Here is an 18,817-nt window from a genome sequence, read left to right on the forward strand (position 1 = left end):
GGGGCGGGACGGTGGTGTTGCGCGGGTGCACCGGACGGTGCACCGTCGTGCGAGTCGGTCAGGCCAAGGCCGCGTGCTGGGCGGCGGCGAGGTCCAGGCGGCAGTGATGCGGGGTGGCCCGCGGGGCGCTACCGCGTGCGAAACCGTCGGGGTCGACGCGCCGGCGGCGGCACGGCTCGCCGACCGGTGCCTCGCACCAATCGCAGCGCACCGAGAGAGCGTCGGGCTGGCCCTGGGCGAGGGCTGCCTCGCGGGCGGCGCGGGCGCGACGGAAGGGCGCGAGGGCAGCCCTGGCCTCCGGCGGAATGCAGGAGCCGACTTCCTTCAGCCGGGCTTCCAGCCTCGGGCTGACACGGCTTGCGGCCAGCTGCCGGTACATCACCGGCTGGGCGGAGCCGGTGGCGACCGCACGGCGGGTGCCGACCAGCTCAGCGGTCCATGCCGCCTGGTCGTCGGGGTCGGCCGACGGGGTGGGGTCGGTGTGCCGGTGCAGGCGGTCGCGCTTGTAGCTCTCCCACGGGCGGGCGATGTCCGCGGGCAGGATCTGGTACGGCGAGACGCAGATGTGGCGGCGGGCGACGACGCAGGCGTCCCAGCCGTGCGGCGTGGCCAGCGGTACCTCGTCCAGCAGCTCGTGCCACTGGGCGAGCTGGTCACGGGCTTCGCCCTGGTCGGTGCGGATGGTGCGGGGATCGAGTCGGCCGATGTAGGCCAGCAGGGCGGCAGTTTCGCGGCGGTCCATGGGCTACTCCGTTCCGGTCGGCGTCGGCTCGTTGAGGGCGGCGAGGAGAGCGGCGGTGTGGGCCTCGGCGCGGGTCATGCCGCCCGTCGGGGCGTGTCCGCTGCCGGGTATGGCGTAGAGCTTCGGGCGGGCCGGAGCGTGCTCCCGGGCGATCCAGGAGCGCCAGTCGGCAGCCCAGGCAGCGGGCGGTCGGGGGGTGTGCCCGGCGCGGTGGGCGCGCCACTTTGCGTCGGCTGTTCGCAGGCCCTCCTCGCCGAGGCGGTCGAGGTGGCCTTGCTGGCGGGCCCAGGTGTGGCTGGCTGGGTCGACCTGCCAGTCGGCAGCCGAGGTGACGGCAGCACCACTACTGCTGCCATTCCGGTTCAACTTAGGTTCTCTACGGTTCTGTGTGTCGGATTCCGTACCGTGCTGGGGTCGGATTCCGGCACGTCGGGGGGTCAGATTCCGACGCGAGGGGCCGGATTCCGTACCGGCCGGATTCCGGCGGGAGGGGCCAGATTCCGCACCCTTCTTGGGCCAGATCCCGTACCGCCGCAGGCCCTTCTCGGCCTCCTCGTCCAGCTTGGGCACCGGATCGGAGTCGGTCGGTGGGTCGACGTACGCCTCCGGGTCCTCACGTCGAGCGTCGGCGACCTTCGCCAGCCACGCGGCAGCCCGGGGCAGCCGGTACACCGTGGTCCGTTGCGGGCCCTCCAGGTGCCCCAGCACCCTCAGCTCGCCGCTCTTGTCGAGCGCGACCAGCGCGTCCCTCACTGCCGTCCGGCTGGCGTTCGTTCTCTGCACCAGACTCGTCAGCGAGGCCCAGGCGACGCACCTGTCGTCGGCGACCCGGTCGGCGATCGACAGCAAGACCAGCCGCGCGGTGCCCCGGCTGGAGCTGTGCTCCCACACCCACTCGCGTGCGTTGACGCTCATCGGACACCCCCGGCCGCGACGCCCGGCCGGCTGTTCACCGACGCCGGGCTGGCGTGCAGCGTGCCCAAGCGATGCGACGCCAGGGCGAGAGCCGATGCCGCGCAGGCCGGATGACGGGGCCTTTTGCGTATGGCGGGAGGCATGGAAGAATCCCCTTTGCAGTGTTGCCACGCTGAAGCGCCCGTCGGAAAGGGATCAGCGTGGTGATGGTGGGCAATCTCCGCCCTCTCTGGCCTAGCCGGGCCGGATCGGGGCGGTACGTGCCGCTACGCGTTCGGCGTCCAGGAGTAGCCGCTCCTGGGCGCCGTCGCTGTATACGGACCTGCGCGAGTCGTTGGGTTCCTGCCCTCCTCCTCACGCTCGATGGGCACCAGGCGGGGTGCCCGGGGGACGACGAACATACGCACCGACCCGTGTCAAGATCCAGAGTTGGCTCTAAAACTCTGTACTTGTTGCAGAGAGTGACGAGGTCGCACGTCCGGTCGACTGGTGGCGATCGACCATATACTGCTGAGCCGCTGCGGGGCGACTGCCGCGATTACCGGCAGTACTCATAGACACGAAGCCGTAATTCGAGGCGCTAACATCTGCGCAGAAAATATGAGGTGGTCAATTCCGGCGCTTGTCGTCGCCCTCATAGCACCGAATGGCGAATCAATAACCGTCGCGCTGCGCGTACCGCTATCCGGCTTCGGGTTGTTGTTTCAGTGGGCCGGCTCGACGGATGTTCCGGGTCGTCGTCGACGTCGACAAGCAACCGGCTAAGCGGTGGACACAGACCGAAGGACCCGAGCGTCTTGGACATGATCCTCACTGCGACCCCCTTGTGTCTCATGCCACATTGATGAGCGGAACTGCTGGCCAGAGCGATTTAAGTCAAGCCCGTCCGACCCCGTCAACGGCGATCATTTGTCCAGTTTGTGGGGGTAGGTGGCCAGGGTGTTGCAGTAGTTGGTGCGTACCTACGACGCCGTAACTCACCTATCAGGTAAGGGAAATGCCAGCAGCGGTGCCAACCGAATGTCTGCTAAGAAGTGTGGTCTAGACCGTTCATCGCTCCGCTCAGCGAAAAGCGGCAACGTTTTGCCGATTTGCCGGCCACCTCAAGGAGTGGATCTTGAGGCATGTCCGTTTAGGGCGTGAACGTGCCACCATGTCGCGCCTCATTTGTTCGACGTTGAACCATGTGGCCGCCTTTCGCGGGCGACCCACCCGGTTCAAGATCGTTAAGGATTGCGTATGGTTCTTCCGGGAGGCGAAGGGCGGGTCCAGCGCATTCGCTGCCGCTGGGCCCTTATGTGCGCCCAGAACGTTGCGTCTCCTGAGAGTCAAAGGCAGGATTTTCGTGGTCACGCAGGAACAAAAGCCCAGCGGGAATGACGCTACGGGCGGGCAGATTTCGGAGCGCGACGGCAGCGGACAGCAGTTGGCCGGCCACTACATGGGCTTTGGTGCCCTCCTGCGCAGGTGGCGCAAGGCGGCAGGGGTAACCCAGTATCGGACGGCCAGGGCTCTGGGCATGAGCGAGCGCACGTATCGCAAGATCGAACGTGGTGCGACACCGCCCCGACTGTCCCGCACGCAGTGCGAGGCCCTTTCCGAGCTACTTCGGCTGGACCGCGATGAGCGTCACGCACTGCTGCTCTACAACGTCGGCTCGATGCTCGTTCCGCCGAGTGGGTCCAGCCAGCCGGAGCTGCAACAGGCTTTGCGTCTGCTCATCGACCGGCAGATGCCCAGCCCCGCGTACCTGTGTGACCAGCACTGGAACATCCTGGCCTTCAACCACCGCCATGGCGGAGTGGTGGCCGTGGGTGATGGAGCCGGGCGCGAATCTCATTCGGTGGGCTCTGACGACGCCGGAGGCCCGCGCCCAGTACCAGGACTGGGACAAGCACGCCTCGGCGTACGTGAAGATCCTCAAGTTCGCCCAGGCCACCAGGCCGAATGACGCCGAGCTGCGCCGGCTGATCGAGGACGTCAAGAAGGACCCCGACGTGCGGCACGTCTGGGAGACCGAGCACGATATGGGGGAGACACGCGATGGCCATGTCTTCCGGATGAACGTGCCGACGCTGGACTGGGAGACGATCGAGGTCGTCAGCCACGTCCTCTATCCCGCGTCGATGCCCGACTGCCGCTTCGTTGTGATCACCTGGGTTGAGGGCCATGGCGACGAGGAGCGCGACGCCCTCGGCGGCGTCCGCGATGCCTGGGCAACCATGACCGCGAACGAAGAGGACGTGGCGACGGCCCAGCGGCACGCGCAGAACCGCGCGGCCGAAGACGCCGCAACCCGCTGGCGAAGGGAGGCGGCAACCCTCGCGTCTCGCATGGTCGTCGCCACTGCAGACGAAGCGGCAGCGCTGGCGGGTGAGAACGGCGTCCCCCTGCCGGCCATCAGCAGAACCGTGGGTCCCGACGTCCATCTGACGCTTTCCCCGGACAAGCGCACCGTGGTGTGGGCCACAGAAGAGACCACCGGCTGCTGGTCCGTCACCCATGTCTCACCGGCCACCGTTATCGCTCGCGTGCCCAGGCACACGATCGAAGGCGCGTGCCTCCTTGAGATGCGTCAGCTGGTGCGCGCTGCGCTGCCGGCCGATCCTGCGGCGGCAAGCGTTCGCATCGGGCAGCTCCTCGACGAGCGCGACACCGAGCAGCGTGTGCTCCGCGATGTCCTGCAGCAGGTTCAGGAAGGCAATGCCGAGTCGCCGAAGAGCTGCATGGCAGGCTGAAGGACCGAGATGGATGGCCTCGCTCAGAGCCGCCCGCCGACAGCATCAGTGGCCCCCATGCCATCTGCCCCCCACACACACAGGAAGACCTTTCTCGTGAAGAAGTACACCTATGCCCTCCCGTTGCGCTGGGCCGACGCGGACGCGTACGGGCACGTCAATAACGCACTCTTCCCCCGGTACATGGAGGAGGCGAGGACCCGGATGTTCCAGGAGATGCTGCCCACCGACGAAGCCGGCCGCCGCCAGCACGCATTCGTGGTCAGCCGCTCCATCGTGGACTACCGCGCTCCCCTGTCCTACCGCGAGGAGCCCGTTGACGTGCACGTCAGGGTCGTCACCTGTCGGGGGGCGAGGCTGGAACTTGCCTACGAAATCCGTGACGCGGACCATCTGTATGCCGAAGCCACGACCTTGATGGCCGCGTACAACCTGGAGACCGGCAGGCCGCGGCGGATCTCTCAAGCCGAGCTGGACTTCCTCGCTCGCTACGACGAGTCCTGAACCGCTGAGCTGTCTCTGCATGCATGCAGGCCCCGGCTGACGACGTCTAGCCGGGGCCCATGCGTCTCTGGCCGCATCCGTCACTGCCGGGAGAGGCGGTTGCGCACGTCGAGAAGCGGGAGCACGTGGCAGGGCTACGTCAGCGAAGCAGCTCGTCGCCGGAATCCTGTGATGGAAGGAACTTCGCGGCTTTTCGGGCCAGGACGGCAGTGAAGTATTCACGTGCGTCGGGACGCAGTCGTGCGAGGGCGACCATGCCAGTGATGACAGCGTCGGCCACCTCGTCTTGGACGTCTGTCCACGTGTGGCTGTGCCCTTTTCTCGGGTTGGTGCCCCGGGCTCCGATGACGGCCTGCGCGGCCTCGCCGACCTCTTCGGCGAGCTTGAGCACTTGCAGGGTCCATTGCTCCTCTGGCGCGAGTCCGTTCTCGGCATCGAGACGGCTGAACGTGTCGGCCAGACGCTGGATCGTGTCCCAGTCGTCGGTCAGAGCGCCGCACCTGTGCTGACCGCGGGATTGCGGAGGTAGTGCGGTTCTGCGCATCAGTGCTGGATCGCTGACGAATCCGAGCCCCTCGTACAGAGACGTGGATTCGTCACTGGCGTGCAGTTCGAAAAGGGTGATGTCCTCCTGCTCCAGGTCGTTGAGGAGCGCGGTGAGGGCGGCTTTGGCGTAGCCGCGACGTCGGTACCCGGGCCGGGTGGCCACGGCTTGGATGCGTGCGGCCAGTCCCTTGGGATACCGGGCTGCGGGCAGTACGGGGCTGACGAGTGCCAGGGCGCAGGTGACGAGTCCTCCCTCGGGTGCTTCGACGACGTAGGCCCGGGCATCGCCGTGAGCCTCGAGGCGTTCGGTCAGTTGGTCTCGGCACAGGGCCAGCCAGTCAGGGGTGAGCGGCTGGGAGAGGATCAGCTCGGACCGCAGGCGGGTGATGCCTTCGGCATCGGCGGGCGTGGCACGGCGTGGAGTGGTCACGGGATCGGTCCTGTTGATTCGGCGATGGGTGAGGCGGTAGGGGGTTCACCGGGCGAGGCCCGCCTCAGTCAGGGCTGGGATGACGCGGAGGCGGTCGTGTGCGGGTCGGTGATGGGCGAGAAGCGGGCGGGGGCGTGGTCGATGGGGAGGTCCGGGCGCCAGGTTGTGAGGATCTGGGCGCTGCATTCGAACAGGTCCGGCGGCAGGGCATCCAGCGGCCACCAGCGCCAGTCTCCGACACTCTCGCCAGGCTGGTCGGCCGGCTCGCCTTGCCAGTGGGTGGCGAGCGCGCCGAAGGTGATGCGGACGACGTCGCCGACCTGGTCGAGGAACATGCCGAGAAGACGGACGTCGGCCGGGTCGGCGCACAGACCGGTCTCCTCGGCGAGTTCGCGCACGACTGCCTCGTGCAGTGACTCGCCCGGCTCCACGGTCCCGCCGGGCAGCTCCCGTGTGCCCAGCCGGTGTCGGCCGAGGAGGAGGCCCTCGGGTCCGAGGAGCACTGCGCCGACGCCGACGGCCGCATGGGCGACGGGTGGCTTCGCGGTGCGGGGACGGGCGGTGATCCGGGCCGGCCGGTGGACCTGGAACAGTCGGTAGGAGGCGTGGTTGTTCCTCTCCGGCGCGTCGAGGACGGTGATGCCCTGCACGCGGAACCCGTAGTGCACGAGCAGGTCTTCCCACAACTCGGGTGTGAGCACCCACATGTGCACCGTGAGATCGTCGCCGCCGGCCATGCGCAGGATCTCCGGGCGTGGGGTGACGGTCGAGGTGGGGCCGTCGCCATCGGAGTTGGTGTGCAGCACGGTGAAGTACAGCCGTCCGCCCGGTTTGACGGCGGTCGACAGGGCGGGCAAGAGCCGATGCGGGTCGAGGAAGTGGAAGGTGCTGAGGGAGTAGATCACGTCGTACGGGGCTGTCGTGCCCAGGTACTCGACAGCGTCGGCGTGCACCAGCCGCAGGTCCGGTACATCGGGGTAGCGGGCACGCGCTCTCTCGATTTGGCTGAGGGAAGCATCGACGCCGTCCACCTGCGCTCCGTAGGTGCGGGCCAGGTGGGCGGCGTGCCGACCAGGGCCGCAGCCGATGTCTAGGACCCGCAGGCCCTCGACGTCCCCGAGGAGGGCGTCCCCGGGCCCGTTCGCTGCAGGGCCCCAGCTGATCCGTTCCACTTCCGGCAGGGGAGTGGCGCGCTCCAGGTGGTGCTTTCCATAGGTGTCCCAGGCGAGGCGGGTCTGATGCTCGATGTCCAACACGTCGACCTCCGTGCTCAGTTCAGGGGCGGAGTGCATAGCAGCGCAGCACGTCGAGATCGGCGGTGCGTACTACGGACCAGCCCGCGGTGAGGATTTCGGCCTCGGCGGGTGTGATACCGAGGTGCCTGTACGGATCGTCCTCCTCGCGGCGGCCGGCGAGTTCGGTGACGACCCAGAAGGTCCCGCCGGGCGCCAGGACCTGTCGGACGCGGTCGAGGAAGGCCGCCTTGTCGTCGATCCACCGGTAGACCAGGCGGCAGGTGACGATCGCATACGCGGCATCCGGCAGGGCGCTGAGGTCGTCGGAGACGAAGTCCATCAGGTGCCAGGCCGGCCCGTCGCCCCGCTGGGTGTTGCGGGCCGCGGCGATGGCGCTGGGCGCGAAGTCGATGCCGATGGTGCGGTAACCGAGCTGGTGAAGGTGGCGGGCGAGTGAACCCTCGCCAGTGCCGATGTCGAGTGCCGGGCGTCCGTGGCCCGGTCCGACATGATCGGCCAGCATCGCTGCCTCGGTGCTGGTGACCTCGCGATACCGGCGTCCGCCGGCCCAGAGCGGCTCCCAGTAGTCGGCGGTGGCCGGCACGGTCGCCACTCGGCCGCTTTGCGAGCGGGCCGAACAGCAGGGCTCATGGTCTTGGGCGTCGGCAAGGGCTGCAGGCGCTGCTTCGCCGGGAATGACGGGCCAGTCGATCTTGATCCGCGTGTGTTTCTTATGGAACACGTGCAGGCCGTCGGTATAGGCGCCGGTCGGTCCGGTGGCGTCCTTGGGCTGGACCGTGATGTGCGGGCAGGGTGCGGCGCGGTGGTTGCGCTGCCAGTGCCGGACGTGCTCGGCCATTTCTGTGGCCGCCAGGTGACCGGCCGGTCCGTAGCCGTGGATGACGAACTCGTAGGCGCCGTTGCCATTTTCGCCGTCTCCGATCCGCTCGTGTGCCAGACGGGCGAGTGACCTCCCACGCACCATGGCCGCGCCGGGCCAGTGCGGGGGTGGGGGACTGATGACGCCGGTGTGGTGGTCCGGGTCGACGGACAGGCGGCAGAAGCCGGGGAGAGCCCCGGCCAGATAGAAGCTGAGGGAGTCGAAGGGTTCCTCACCCCCGACGGTGACGTGTGTACGAACCGTTGAGGGCGCCATGTCGAAGGCCGGGGCCAGCTGGTCGACGGGCATGGGTGTTCCGTCCTCGAAGGCAAGGCGGATGCCGCAGCCTGGGATGGTGCGTAGATTCGGTTCCCATGCGCCGGCGCCTTGCATGGGGACGAAGCCGCACACGGTGAGTGGCTCCTCACTGATGAGTGCACCGTCGTGTTTCGTGAACCCAATGGACCAAACGTACTGGTGGAGGCGTAGCGGGGCGACGAGGCGTCCGCCCTCCGCGACCATGGTGATCCACGGCAGATCCCAGGTGTCGACCGTGACGATCACCGCGTCGAATCCGCCTTCGGGGACGACATCGGCGGGCAGATACTCGGCGTCCGCGGTGAGGACACGGACACGGTCGTATCCGGCGGCGGCGAGGAAGCGGGCGGCGCGGTCGGTGACGTCTGGGTCGATGTCGACGGTGGTGGCCTGTCCGGTCGGGCCGACCAGTTCGGCGATCAAGGCGGCGTTGTAACCGCCTGAGCCGACCTCCAGGACATGGTGGCCAGGCCGGAGGCGGGCCGATTCGAGCATGACGGCCTGGAGCCACGGTGCGCTGACGGAGCTGCTGATCCGGCCGTCGGGCGTGTGGCGTGTGGGGATGATGTCATCGGCGTACGCGGTCTTAACGGGCACTTCCGGTGCGAAGGCATGGCGGGGAACCCTGCGCAGGGCGGCCTCGACAGTGGCGGTGCGTACGTGGCCAGCCGCGAGGAGCTGGTCGACGAGCCGGTGCCGCAGTGCACTGGGATCGTGTTCCTGTGCGGTCGTGGGGGGAGTCGTCACCCGGGGGCCTTTCGAGCGGGTCATGCGGGATCTGCGATGGTGGGGGAGCCGGGGCGGGGGATGGTGCCCGCGGGGGCGTACTGGGCGGCTTGCGCGTCGAACATCGAGGCGTAGCGGCCTTGGGCGGCCATGAGTTCGTCGTGGCTGCCGTGCTCTACGAGGCGTCCGTGGTGCAGGACGTAGATGCGGTCGGCGTGGCGGACGCCGGACATGCGGTGGGTGACCAGGACGACGGCCCGGTTCGGGGCGGCGAGCCGGCGGATGCGGTCGAAGGCGGCGATCTCCGCTTCCGGGTCGAGGGCGGAGGTGGGCTCGTCCACGATGAGCACGCCGTCGGCATCCGAGGTGGCGCTGCGCCAGTGGGTCCGGGCGAGCCCGATCTTCTGCCACTCGCCGCCGGACAGTTCGCTCGCGCCGCGGAACATCCGGGCCAGCAGGGTGCGCAGCCCTTCGGGAAGTTTTGCGATGACCGGTCCGGCACCCGCGTAGTCCACCGAAGGCTGCAGGTGCTCGGGATCGGCCGGCCGGGCGGGCCGGCCGATACGGATGTTCAACGCCGCTGTCACGGGCCAGCGTTGGAAGTCCTGGGTGAGCAGTGAGACGCGGTCGAAGACCTCGGAGCGGTCCAGGGAAGCGATGTCCGCTTCTCCCCACCACACGATCCCGCTCTGCGGCAGCAACAGGCCCGACAACACCTTCATCAGAGTGCTCTTGCCTGAGCCGTTCTCGCCGACCACGGCGGTGACCGAGCCCATGGGCAGCGTGAGGGAGACCTCGTCCAGGGCGGGGGCTTCCCGGTCCGGGTAGCGGTAGCTCACTTTTTCCAGAGCGACCTGCCTCACCCGCGTCGGAACGGGATCGCCCCCGCTGGGAATGGTGCGCCGCGCCGCCTCGTCCAGGAAGCGGGCGTGGTCGCGGACGTAGAGGGACTCCTCGTGCAGCTGGTTGATGTTCATCACCAGCGCGCCCAGGCTCGCCGAGCCGGACCGGACGGCGATGACGGCGGTCCCGGCCACGGCCAGACTCATGTGCCCGCTCGTGATCAGCCAGAACATGGCCGCGTACGTCGCCGCCATGGCGAGCCCGGACAACGCGGCGGCCACCCACTCGGTGACCGCCTTGCCGACGGCCAGCCGCTCCTGCTCGGCCTCGGCGCTCTCGGCCATCCGCTCGTAGCGGCTGAGCAGGAACGGCCCGACGGCATGGATGCGCACCTCCTGCGCGGCGGAGCGCTCGGTGAGCAGGTTCCCGATGAGGCGGCTGGCCCGTACGTGCTCGACCCAGGTCATCACCGACACGTACCGTTCCTGCGCCACCCGCATCGCGCCCCAGCCGCGCGGCGCCGCGATCAGGATCAGCAGCGGCAGCAGCACCGGGTGGAGGATGGTGAGGACGCTGGCCGTGGAGATCAGGGAGATGGTGCCGTTCAGCGCGGCCACGCAGGCGCTGATCATGCGGCGGGCGGATGCGGCGCCGTACTGGGCGACATCGATCAGGCGTCGGAACTCCGGGTCCTCGATGGCCTCCAGCTCCACCGACGCGGCTGCGGCCAGGTACTGGGTCGTGGCGATCCGCTCGACCAGCGGCTCCAGCCGGCCCGCCCGCGAGGTGGACCAGCCGGCCAGACCCGAGTTGACCACGGCCGCTGCTGCGGCGGCGACCAGGCCCGGCAGCACCGCGTGCAGCCGCTGCTCGGCGGTGCCCGAGCCGAGCAGCGCGTGCATGACGGCGTTGACCGCGAGCAACCCGACCGCCGCGGCGACACCCTGCCCGATTTCGCTGACGGCGACCGTGAGCAGCGCGCGGCGGTCGGCACGCCACGCCATCCGCAAGGTCGCCCCGACCAGACCGGGCATGGAGCGCAGAGCCGACATCATCGTTAAGTCCAGCCGGGCACGCTCGTGTTCCGACCAGCCCAAGTCGTAGCGCAAAGGACCGCCGAAGAGTTCCTCCTCGGCGTCGGAGACCTCCGGCTCCGCCATCCGCACGCGTCCGAAGAACCTCTTCACCGGGCGCCTCCCGGCTCGGAGCAGCTCAGCGACCGGAGAGCCGGCGTGGGCAGCCCCCGCGCCATGGTGGCGACCATGATCATCCGCACAGAGGCCATGCCGCTGGACTCGTCGCGGTACGAGTACCCATCCCCTCGTGCCACGTTATGGGGAGTCGCATGCGCTGGTGTTCTGGCCGAAGTCAACGTGGTCCCCCTTGACGGTTGTGCGGCTGGTTCGTGTGGCTCAACGAGCCAGCCGCAATTTCGAACACATGTGTTTCGGTCGTGTTGGTAACCCTGGGATTCAGCGCGCGCCGGAGCTTGCGGGTGGCATCGACCCTTGCGGCCCCTGGGTCAGGGGTCGGAGCGGCGGTGGCCAAAACGCCGAGCATGCTGCTGCGGCGCCGGGGACGGGCGCGGTCTCGTCGAAGCGTGTGAGCAGAGCGCCGGATCCAGGGACTGGCGGTCGACCGCGGTCATCAGGAGAAGCGGGCGATCGCCCGCCCGGTGTGAGTCCGCAACAAGGTGCCGGCCCTCGCGAGGTCCTCGGGAGTGTCGACCGCCAACCCATCGTCCGCGACGCCGAGCATCCGTACGTCGTGGCCATGCTCGATGAAGCGCAGCATCTCCACGCCTTCGGTACGTTCCAGCGGCCCCTGAGGGAGACGCCGGAACGTGTCGAGGGCCGTTCGGGTGAAGCCGTAGAGACCGAGCTGACGCAGGTACCTCGGCCGGTCACCGCGCGGGTAGGGGATCGGCTGCCGGGAGAACATGAGGGCGTTGTGCTCGGCGTCGACGACGACCTTGACGACGTTGTGGTCCAGGACGGCACCGGCGTCGTCCAGCTCTGTGTATGCGTTCACTGCCAGGGCTCTGGGTGCCAGGTGCTCCATGGCTCGGGAGACAGCGTCAATCGCGGTGGGGGAGATGAACGGCTCGTCCCCCTGGACGTTGATGTAGGCGTCTGCGGGCAGGCGTTCTGCGCACTCCGCGACGCGGTCCGTGCCGGTGAGGTGTTCGCCTGTCCGCATGCACTCGACGCCCAGGCGGTGACACGCCTTCTCGATGCGCTCGTCATCGGTGGCGACCACCACCCCGTCGAGGCACTTTGCCTCCAGGCAGCGCTGGTGGACATGCCACAGCAGTGGCTTGTCCCCCAGCTGCGCAAGGGGCTTTCCCGGAAACCGGGAGGCTCCCCAGCGGCAAGGGATGACCGCTATGTGGTGGTGGCGCGCGGTGCTCGGCGGTGCGGCGGTGGTGGCTGCCACGGCGTACTCCCGTCGGTGAGTGTCAGGAATGGGTGGGGCGGGGGAGGAGGGCCAGCTTGGCGCGGACGGTCGGCGAGGCAGAGTCCTCGAAGGACCGCCACTCGTAGCCGCTGACCTCTTCGGTTTGGAGCCTCACGGCGTGTTCGGTCCGAATGAGGAAGGCCCAGCGGAAGTCCACGTGCTGGTGTGCCGGCTCGCCCTTCGCGGGGTTGGCGGCGATGTCGTGTACGTCGATGTCCAGCGGCACGGTCTCGAAGCCGGGGAGGGGGACGACGGCATCGCGAGGAATGCCGGCCTCCTCGCCCAGTTCACGAAGGGCGGCACCGGGAAGGTCTTTGTCGCCTGGCTCGTTGTGGCCGCCGGGAGCGAGGGCCTTGCCCGTGGCGTTGTGCTGAATGTGGAGCACCCGGTCGTTGCTGTTGATGACGATGGCGCTGCAGGTGACGTGCGTGGGAAAGGTCTTGCGGCTGGTCGGATCGTCCTCGCCGGTAAGGACGACGAAGAGCGCAGCCAGGGCGTCCCGCTCGGAAGGGTGGCGGGTGAGGTACGCCTCAACGGTGGCGCGGATGTGGTCGGGGGAAGGCGGCATGGGATCACCTGTCGAAGTAGTCGAACCAGATCCTGGCGATGGCTTGGCGGTCGGGTGCGGGCATTTCGTGGAGACCGGACTGGAAGCGGCCGTGGCTAAGGGCCGCGGTGGCGGCGAGTATTTCGGCCTGAACGAGATGGATGTATGAGCCGACGGCGGCGCCGTGCACGAAGTTGACGGCGCCGCCGTCAGCAAGGACGTAGAAGTAGTGGCCCGTGATCTCGTAACGCGTCAGGTGCTCGTTGACCGGGGTGCGCTTGTAGAGGCCATGGAGGCTGCCGAGTTCAAGTTCGTCCTCTGAGGACGTCACCGAGGCGAGATACGCCCCGTTGCGTAGTGCGGAGAAATCGCCTTGGCGTAGAGCGAGGTTGCCTGTGGCACACATGACGAGTTCCGCCTCCCGGAGCGCCTCGGCCGTCGACGCGCTCGTACGGAAGCCATGGGAATGCGCCTGCACTCTCTTGACCGGATCGGTGTCGTGGACGGTGACGCGCAGGTCTTGGGCGCGCAGCGTCTGAGCGATGGCCCGGCCGACCTTGCCGAACCCGATGACGCAGGCGTTTCGGCTGGTCAGAATGTCGCCGCGGGCGCGTACTAGGGCGTCGGTCGAGAAGACGATGGACCGGCCCACTAGGTGGTCCTCGCAGTCCTTCAGCGGGGAGCGGGCCACCGAGACGACGGGGCAGGGCAGGCGGTCGAGTGCCGCGTACCGCTGGTGTCCGTTCTCGGTGTCCTCGACGACGCCGAGGACGCGGCCGGAAAACTTCTCTACCAGGGTGTCGAGGCACGGCGCGAAGTAGCCGCCGATGTCTATCAGGATGACGTTCCGGCCGCCCGCTGTGTCCTCCAGGTACTCCAACGCCCAGGTCGAGTCGGCAAACAGTTCTCGGTTCAGGTCATGGATGGTGAAGGCACGTCGGACCTTTTCTAACGTCGGCTGGTCGACGGACCTGGGCTTGGGTAGTACAGCACCGACCGTGGACGTCGCGGCCATCGCGCGGAGGAACGCCGGCCGCTCGGAGAGCAGGTGCGTGATGATCAGCGTGGTGACGTGCTCGCCAGCGGGGAACCGTGTTGTGATCTGCCGGAAGAAGGCTTCCAGTCGCGCCTTTTCAGGACTCTCCACTGCAACTCCTCCTGGTGTCCCGTTGGTTATGCCGCGCGGCCGTACGCTGCGGTCTCGGCAGCCAGCGTCTGCATGTGGGCTCGCATGCCGTTGTGAAGGTCGACCTGGGGCTGCCAGCCCAAGACCTCATGGGCACGGCTGGGGTCGGCGCGGGTGGTGAGGACGTCGCCGCTGCGGGGGTTTTCCTGGTGAATTTGGATCTCGCGGCCTGAGAGGCTGTTCGCGATGTTGATCACTTCCAGCAGGGAGGCGCTCGAACCACCGCCCACGTTGATCACTCCGCTGGCGGTCGGGATCGTGGCCGCGGCGATGGTGGCGGCGACCGCGTCGTCGATGTACGTGAAGTCCCTGCGCTGGTGCCCGTCTCCGTACAGAGGTAGTGCCTGGCCGGTCAGGGCGGCCGTGAGGGCGCGGTGCGTGAACATGTCGGGGCGCTGCCGGGGGCCGTAAACGGTGAAGTACCGCAGTGCGACGACGCTGGTGGGGCAATGGGCCTGGGCGGAGTGCGCGAGGCAGAGCTGCTCCTCGGCGAGTTTCGTGACCGCGTACGGGGATGCCGGCTGTGGCCGGTCGGTTTCGACGCTCGGACCGCCCTCGGTGGGGCCGTAGACGCTGGAGGATGAGGCCACCACCAGCCGGGGAATGCCCATGCGGGTGATGGCGTCCATGACGCGGTGGGTGGCGAGAACGTTGGAGGCGACGTACTCGCTGAACTGTGGTCCCCAGGAGGGGCGTACCCCGGGGATGCCGGCCAGGTGAAAGACGGCGTTCGCGTCCACGAGAAGCGGCTCGATCGCGCAGTTGAGGAGGTCAGCGGTGACGTGCATGTACCCCGGGAGCCTCTGCAGGGCGGCAAGGTTGGCTGCGGCCGTGGGGTCGGTGGCCGGGTCGCGGCGGTCGACGCCGACGACGACGGCGCCGGCCTGGACGAGGGCATGGGCGAGGTGGGAGCCGATAAAGCCGGCGGCGCCGGTCACCACGGCCCGGCGGGGGACGGTGGTGGTCAGGTGGGATGCGTGCTGTGACACGGAGTTCTCCAGGAATCCGAGGAGGGTGGTGGTTCAGGCGAGCCGGGCGAGAACGGTGCGGCCGTGGGCGCTGAGGGCGAGATCGTCCTGCTCGTGTCCGCGGACCAGGGCGGTGACGGCCTCGATCGCGCCGAAGGACTCCAGCAGTCGCTGTTCGGTGTCGTTCAGCGGCGTTCCGTATCCGGCGAAGAAGGCCGTGCGGAGGTAGGGGGCGGCCTGCCAGCGGCGGAATTCGAGCCGGGCGAAGTCGCGGATGCGGGCGTCCCGGCGCATGTGCTCGAAGTCGCACATCCCGAAGACCTCCCCAAGGAGCCAGTTTCGCGGCTGGTAGTCGAGGTGGCACACCGCGCTGTCCATGAGCGTGTTCGCCAGGACGTCCGCGCTGTGGCTCATGCGGTCGCGTTCGGCCGTGGAGATGAGGCCGGCTCGGACTGCACGGACGATCCACTCGCGTAGCCGCTGGGCGAGTTCCGTGCCGACGGCGCCGGTACGCGGTACCGAGGTGGCGTGATGCAGCTTGCCCAGCACGCGCCCGGCCTCGTAGTGAGCCTGCTCCTCCTCCGGCGACCCGGGCGCGACCGTATCCGCCCGTACGCCGCGCACCGCTGTGAGCAGCAGGGTGCATGTTCTGTCCTGCTGGCCCACCACTCGGGGGACGTGCCCGATCAGGTGAGCTCCCCAGGCGAGATAGGCATGGAGTTCTCGGGTGTATCGGTCGCGTTCGCTGTGCTGCTTGGCGAAGAACTCATTGCCGTCGGCGTCGACGAGACGTAGGACTCGGGGCGGGAGAGTCGGATCGTGCACGATCCGGACCGCTCCCAGCGCGCCGCGTGCCAGGCTCAGCCGCGGATCATCGGACAGCGTGATCACGCGACAGCCTCCTGCGATAAGGCGGCCAGGTGCTCCGTGTCGTTGTGGCGGTCGAGCATCCACCGTCTCTGCCCAAGCCGGTTGAGGTGGTATTGCCACCGGGTGATGGACCCGTGAGAGACCGTGAACCCGGCCGGAGATCCGAGCGGGATTCCCAGGAGCAGGGTGTGGGCGACGATCACGGTCTCGCCGTGCGCGGCGAACAGGATGCGCTCACCCTCGTGATGGTCGATGAGCTCCCGTAGGAGGCGGCCTGCCCGCTCCAGGTAGCCGTTCCACGTGTCGGATCCAGCAGCCCAGGGCCTGTCCGGGTGGGCGTGCGGCCCGCCGTCGGCGGCGGTTTTCACCTCGGCCCAGGGTCTGCCGTCGGCGGCACCGTGGACCGGACCGTCGAGGCGGTCGTCGGTGGACATGGGGAGGTTGAGGGCCTGGCTGATGATCTCGCCGGTCTGGCGCAGGCGGAGGCGCGGGCCGGTGTACAGGGCGTCGAACGGCTTGTCGCGGTGCTCGATGGCGAGGCGGAGCGCGACATGTTCGGTCTGTGCGTATCCGCGGTTGGTAAGCCCGGTGCAGGTGCGCGGGCCGCCTACCAGGCCGTCGACGTTGCACTGGGCTTCGCCGTGGCGGACGAAGACGAGTTCGGTGGTGATCATGCGGATCCTCGGGGGCAGGGTCGGGGCAACCAGCTGTAGCGGTAGCCGTTGCGCCCGGCGTACGGAGCGGTCAGCACGGCGTGCAGGGCGAGGAAGTCGTCGAGCCGCTCGCGATCCGTGATGCCAAGCTGGGGGTCGTGGCGTACGGCGGCCTCGTTGTAGGCGCGCAGGGCCGAGTCAATGGTTGGAGCCGGCAAAGGCCCGTACGTCAGGACCAGCGTCGCGATCAGTTTCGCCAGGTCGTAACCCATCGGCGCCAGCGTCAGATCGTCGGTGTCGACCGTGTAGATCTCGCCGGCCTCGGTGATGATGAAGTTTCGCGGGTTGCTGTCCTTGTAGAAGGCGGTCGGCCCCTCGGCGGTCTTCTCCAGCAGCGTCAGCAATGCGTGCAAGGCCCCGCGGTCCGGCAGGTACCCCTGTTCCAGCCTTCTTCGCAGGGCAGCCTGCCGGGGACCGATGTAGTCGCCGAACGCGATGCCGTCACGGAAACGGTGGGGCCTGTAGAGCGCGGCCGGCCGGAGGTCGGTGATCCAGGCGGCCCCGTGGACATCGCCCAGCAACCCAGCCAGGGCCGGCAGGTCCTCGGTCCGGGCAGGACGGCCGTCGATCCACTCGTATGTCAGGCTCGTCGGCCCCACCACCGTCAGCGCCGGAAGCCGCAGCGGCGGTGCGTGCTCGACGAGCCAGGCGTGATGGCGGGCTGCCGAGGCCACCCGGCCGGGGGTCTCGTAGTGCTTGGTGAACTGGCGAACGCTCACGACCGTCCTCCCCCTGACTGGGCCACCACGAAGGTGACGAGGGACTTGGTGGTGAGGGGCCGGTCCGGCAGGAACTCATGCAGTGTTGCCGCGAGCGCGCCAGGATTGCCGTAAAGGCCCGGGGCGAGGTCGTACTTCGGGTTGGTGGCCAGGTACTCCGCCACGTGGTCGTGTCCGTCGAAGGTGAAGCGGTGTTCCTCGTGCTCCACAGCGAGTACGTCGAGCGACACGGCGGCCAGGTGGGCGAGGTTGTCGCTGTGCGCCGAGATGTACAGGCTCTCGTGCTGCTCGGCCCGCGGGTCGAGGCCGGCGGCAGCGACCAGCTGGTCCATCTCCCAGTAGCTGTCGAGTCCCTTCGTGACGAGCACGGCCAGCCCTCCCGGAGCCAGCACCCGCTTCATCTCCGCGACCACCGTCTGAGGCTGCGGTGAGTGGTAAAGGCAGAAGGCTGCGACAGCGACGTCGAATGACTGGGCAGGAAGCGGCAGTTGGTGGAAGTTGCCCATGAGGAAGCTGACTGGGACGTTGGGGAGCCGTTGAGCGCGGTGCAGGGCCTGTTCGATCAAGGCCGGAGCCGCGTCGAGACCGAGTACCCGCTGCGGCCGGAGTTGCTGGGCCAGGGCCAGACTGCTTGTACCGCGACCACAGCCGACGTCCAAGACCAGGCCGAGCTTGTCTGCCCGCTCGTGGTGGGCGCGCACCAGGCGCACGATCGTGTCTGGTACCGGGCGTCCGGAGGTTTTTGCCCGCATCAGGGCATTGGACCGGCCGGCCAGCCGCGAGGCGTGCCCATACAGCTCCGCTTGCCGCGCGGGGTCCAGGAACGGGTTGGCGCCGCTCATGCCGCACCCTCCCCTCGGGGGCGCGGAGCGCTCAGCGGTGCTCGGCGGCGACCTTGCCCAGCCAGCGGTGCGTCTGTCGCCGGTTGCGCAGCAGCACCACCTCGGCACGGCCCGAGGCGAATTCCTCGATCTTGGCCATGACGCGCGGGCGCATCTTGCGGCGGTACGTCGCCACGTACTTGATCACGCCCCAGTGGATGCGGTTGTGCACCCCGTTGCCCTTGTGCCCTGCCCCGTGCCGGACCTGACGGGAGAAGATCCCGTACAGCGCGGCCACGGTCGAGACGTCCATGAGGACCACCGTGTCGCAGGCTTCGAGCCGGATCTGCAAGGTGGAGTTGTAGTTGCCGTCGATCACCCACTTCGGCTGCGCGACCAGGTCCCGCTGCAGGGCGGCGAACTTCTCCATGGGCAGCGCGTTCCACGCGTCGTCGTAGAACGCGGCGTCCAGGTGAGTGACCGGGGCGTCGAGGATCCTGCCCAGCTCGCGTGCCAGGTAGGACTTGCCGCTGCCTCCGCAGCCGACGATGGCGACCTTCTTCATGGTGCTCCAGCGTAGAGGCGCTCGGGTGCCCGGTCGGACCGCCCGGTCGGACACGTTCGGATGATCCAGGTGCCATGGTCTGGGAAGCCAGCTG

18 protein-coding genes are annotated in these 18,817 nt (G+C 68.4%); 3 read left to right on the plus strand and 15 right to left on the minus strand.

The genetic code is table 11. From position 1 onward, the window contains the following. Positions 1-58 precede the first annotated feature (58 nt). Together ABTZ58_RS00370 and ABTZ58_RS00375 are read right to left on the minus strand one after the other, a co-directional pair. Positions 59-742 (minus strand): zinc finger domain-containing protein, encoded by a 684-nt coding sequence (locus tag ABTZ58_RS00370; protein WP_351348571.1) that lies wholly within the window; start codon positions 740-742, stop codon positions 59-61. Between the two features lie 3 nt (positions 743-745). Then, positions 746-1,657, minus strand: a complete 912-nt coding sequence (locus ABTZ58_RS00375) for a helix-turn-helix domain-containing protein (protein ID WP_351348574.1) — start codon at positions 1,655-1,657, stop codon at positions 746-748. Positions 1,658-2,810: 1,153 nt separating this feature from the next. Between ABTZ58_RS00375 and ABTZ58_RS00380 the strand changes: the two genes are divergently transcribed. From ABTZ58_RS00380 to ABTZ58_RS00390, 3 genes are all read left to right on the plus strand, one after another. After that, positions 2,811-3,608 (plus strand): helix-turn-helix domain-containing protein, encoded by a 798-nt coding sequence (locus ABTZ58_RS00380; RefSeq protein WP_351348577.1) that lies wholly within the window; start codon positions 2,811-2,813, stop codon positions 3,606-3,608. Then, on the plus strand, positions 3,508-4,395 hold the full coding sequence (locus tag ABTZ58_RS00385; RefSeq protein WP_351349567.1) for an MmyB family transcriptional regulator: 888 nt from the start codon (positions 3,508-3,510) through the stop codon (positions 4,393-4,395). Before ABTZ58_RS00380 ends, ABTZ58_RS00385 begins: the two co-directional genes overlap by 101 nt. Before the next feature lie 96 nt (positions 4,396-4,491). After that, positions 4,492-4,899: an acyl-CoA thioesterase gene (locus ABTZ58_RS00390; RefSeq protein ID WP_351348580.1), complete on the plus strand. Its 408-nt coding sequence runs from the start codon at positions 4,492-4,494 to the stop codon at positions 4,897-4,899. 139 nt (positions 4,900-5,038) lie between these two features. On the opposite strand, the gene ABTZ58_RS00395 is transcribed toward ABTZ58_RS00390, so the two are convergent. From ABTZ58_RS00395 to ABTZ58_RS00455, 13 genes are all read right to left on the minus strand, one after another. Beyond that, entirely contained in the window at positions 5,039-5,875 is an 837-nt protein-coding gene (locus tag ABTZ58_RS00395; protein ID WP_351348583.1) for a GNAT family N-acetyltransferase, read from the minus strand. 68 nt (positions 5,876-5,943) lie between these two features. Continuing rightward, the gene (locus ABTZ58_RS00400; protein WP_351348586.1) at positions 5,944-7,131 is read right to left on the minus strand and encodes a bifunctional class I SAM-dependent methyltransferase/NUDIX hydrolase; all 1,188 of its coding nucleotides are present in this window, start codon (positions 7,129-7,131) and stop codon (positions 5,944-5,946) included. A 19-nt stretch (positions 7,132-7,150) separates the two neighbouring features. Continuing rightward, complete coding sequence (gene fxlM, locus ABTZ58_RS00405; RefSeq protein WP_351348589.1) at positions 7,151-9,055, minus strand: methyltransferase, FxLD system; 1,905 nt, start codon at positions 9,053-9,055, stop codon at positions 7,151-7,153. 20 nt (positions 9,056-9,075) lie between these two features. Further along, positions 9,076-11,064, minus strand: a complete 1,989-nt coding sequence (locus tag ABTZ58_RS00410) for an ATP-binding cassette domain-containing protein (protein ID WP_502995980.1) — start codon at positions 11,062-11,064, stop codon at positions 9,076-9,078. Positions 11,065-11,524: 460 nt separating this feature from the next. Beyond that, positions 11,525-12,313, minus strand: coding sequence for a 3-deoxy-manno-octulosonate cytidylyltransferase (locus ABTZ58_RS00415; protein ID WP_351348592.1), 789 nt, complete (start codon positions 12,311-12,313; stop codon positions 11,525-11,527). Between the two features lie 22 nt (positions 12,314-12,335). Then, on the minus strand, positions 12,336-12,902 hold the full coding sequence (locus tag ABTZ58_RS00420; RefSeq protein WP_351348594.1) for an NUDIX hydrolase: 567 nt from the start codon (positions 12,900-12,902) through the stop codon (positions 12,336-12,338). Positions 12,903-12,906: 4 nt separating this feature from the next. Next, on the minus strand, positions 12,907-14,028 hold the full coding sequence (locus ABTZ58_RS00425; RefSeq protein WP_351348597.1) for an adenosylhomocysteinase: 1,122 nt from the start codon (positions 14,026-14,028) through the stop codon (positions 12,907-12,909). A gap of 26 nt (positions 14,029-14,054) precedes the next feature. Further along, entirely contained in the window at positions 14,055-15,056 is a 1,002-nt protein-coding gene (locus ABTZ58_RS00430) for an NAD-dependent epimerase/dehydratase family protein (RefSeq protein ID WP_351348600.1), read from the minus strand. Positions 15,057-15,089: 33 nt separating this feature from the next. Next, positions 15,090-15,926, minus strand: coding sequence for a phosphotransferase (locus tag ABTZ58_RS00435; RefSeq protein WP_351348603.1), 837 nt, complete (start codon positions 15,924-15,926; stop codon positions 15,090-15,092). Further along, the gene (locus tag ABTZ58_RS00440) at positions 15,923-16,579 is read right to left on the minus strand and encodes a histidine phosphatase family protein (RefSeq protein WP_351348606.1); all 657 of its coding nucleotides are present in this window, start codon (positions 16,577-16,579) and stop codon (positions 15,923-15,925) included. The genes ABTZ58_RS00435 and ABTZ58_RS00440 overlap by 4 nt, the downstream gene beginning before the upstream one ends. Continuing rightward, entirely contained in the window at positions 16,576-17,337 is a 762-nt protein-coding gene (locus ABTZ58_RS00445) for a phosphotransferase (RefSeq protein WP_351348609.1), read from the minus strand. Before ABTZ58_RS00445 ends, ABTZ58_RS00440 begins: the two co-directional genes overlap by 4 nt. Next, entirely contained in the window at positions 17,334-18,179 is an 846-nt protein-coding gene (locus ABTZ58_RS00450) for a class I SAM-dependent methyltransferase (protein WP_351348612.1), read from the minus strand. Before ABTZ58_RS00450 ends, ABTZ58_RS00445 begins: the two co-directional genes overlap by 4 nt. 31 nt (positions 18,180-18,210) lie before the next feature. Next, positions 18,211-18,723: a P-loop NTPase family protein gene (locus ABTZ58_RS00455; protein WP_351348615.1), complete on the minus strand. Its 513-nt coding sequence runs from the start codon at positions 18,721-18,723 to the stop codon at positions 18,211-18,213. Positions 18,724-18,817: the final 94 nt, after the last annotated feature.

It is taken from the genome of Streptomyces sp. NPDC094143, from assembly GCF_040303825.1.
In the GTDB taxonomy this organism is placed as follows: Bacteria; Actinomycetota; Actinomycetes; order Streptomycetales; family Streptomycetaceae; genus Streptomyces.

What these genes read in the sequence shown, in the direction of transcription:
- ABTZ58_RS00455 (WP_351348615.1), bottom strand. Translation starts at nt 18,723, where the DNA reads ATGAAGAAGGTCGCCATCGTCGGCTGCGGAGGCAGCGGCAAGTCCTAC.
- ABTZ58_RS00380 (WP_351348577.1), top strand. Translation starts at nt 2,811, where the DNA reads ATGTCGCGCCTCATTTGTTCGACGTTGAACCATGTGGCCGCCTTTCGC.
- ABTZ58_RS00375 (WP_351348574.1), bottom strand. Translation starts at nt 1,657, where the DNA reads ATGAGCGTCAACGCACGCGAGTGGGTGTGGGAGCACAGCTCCAGCCGG.
- ABTZ58_RS00370 (WP_351348571.1), bottom strand. Translation starts at nt 742, where the DNA reads ATGGACCGCCGCGAAACTGCCGCCCTGCTGGCCTACATCGGCCGACTC.
- ABTZ58_RS00440 (WP_351348606.1), bottom strand. Translation starts at nt 16,579, where the DNA reads ATGATCACCACCGAACTCGTCTTCGTCCGCCACGGCGAAGCCCAGTGC.
- ABTZ58_RS00420 (WP_351348594.1), bottom strand. Translation starts at nt 12,902, where the DNA reads ATGCCGCCTTCCCCCGACCACATCCGCGCCACCGTTGAGGCGTACCTC.
- ABTZ58_RS00450 (WP_351348612.1), bottom strand. Translation starts at nt 18,179, where the DNA reads ATGAGCGGCGCCAACCCGTTCCTGGACCCCGCGCGGCAAGCGGAGCTG.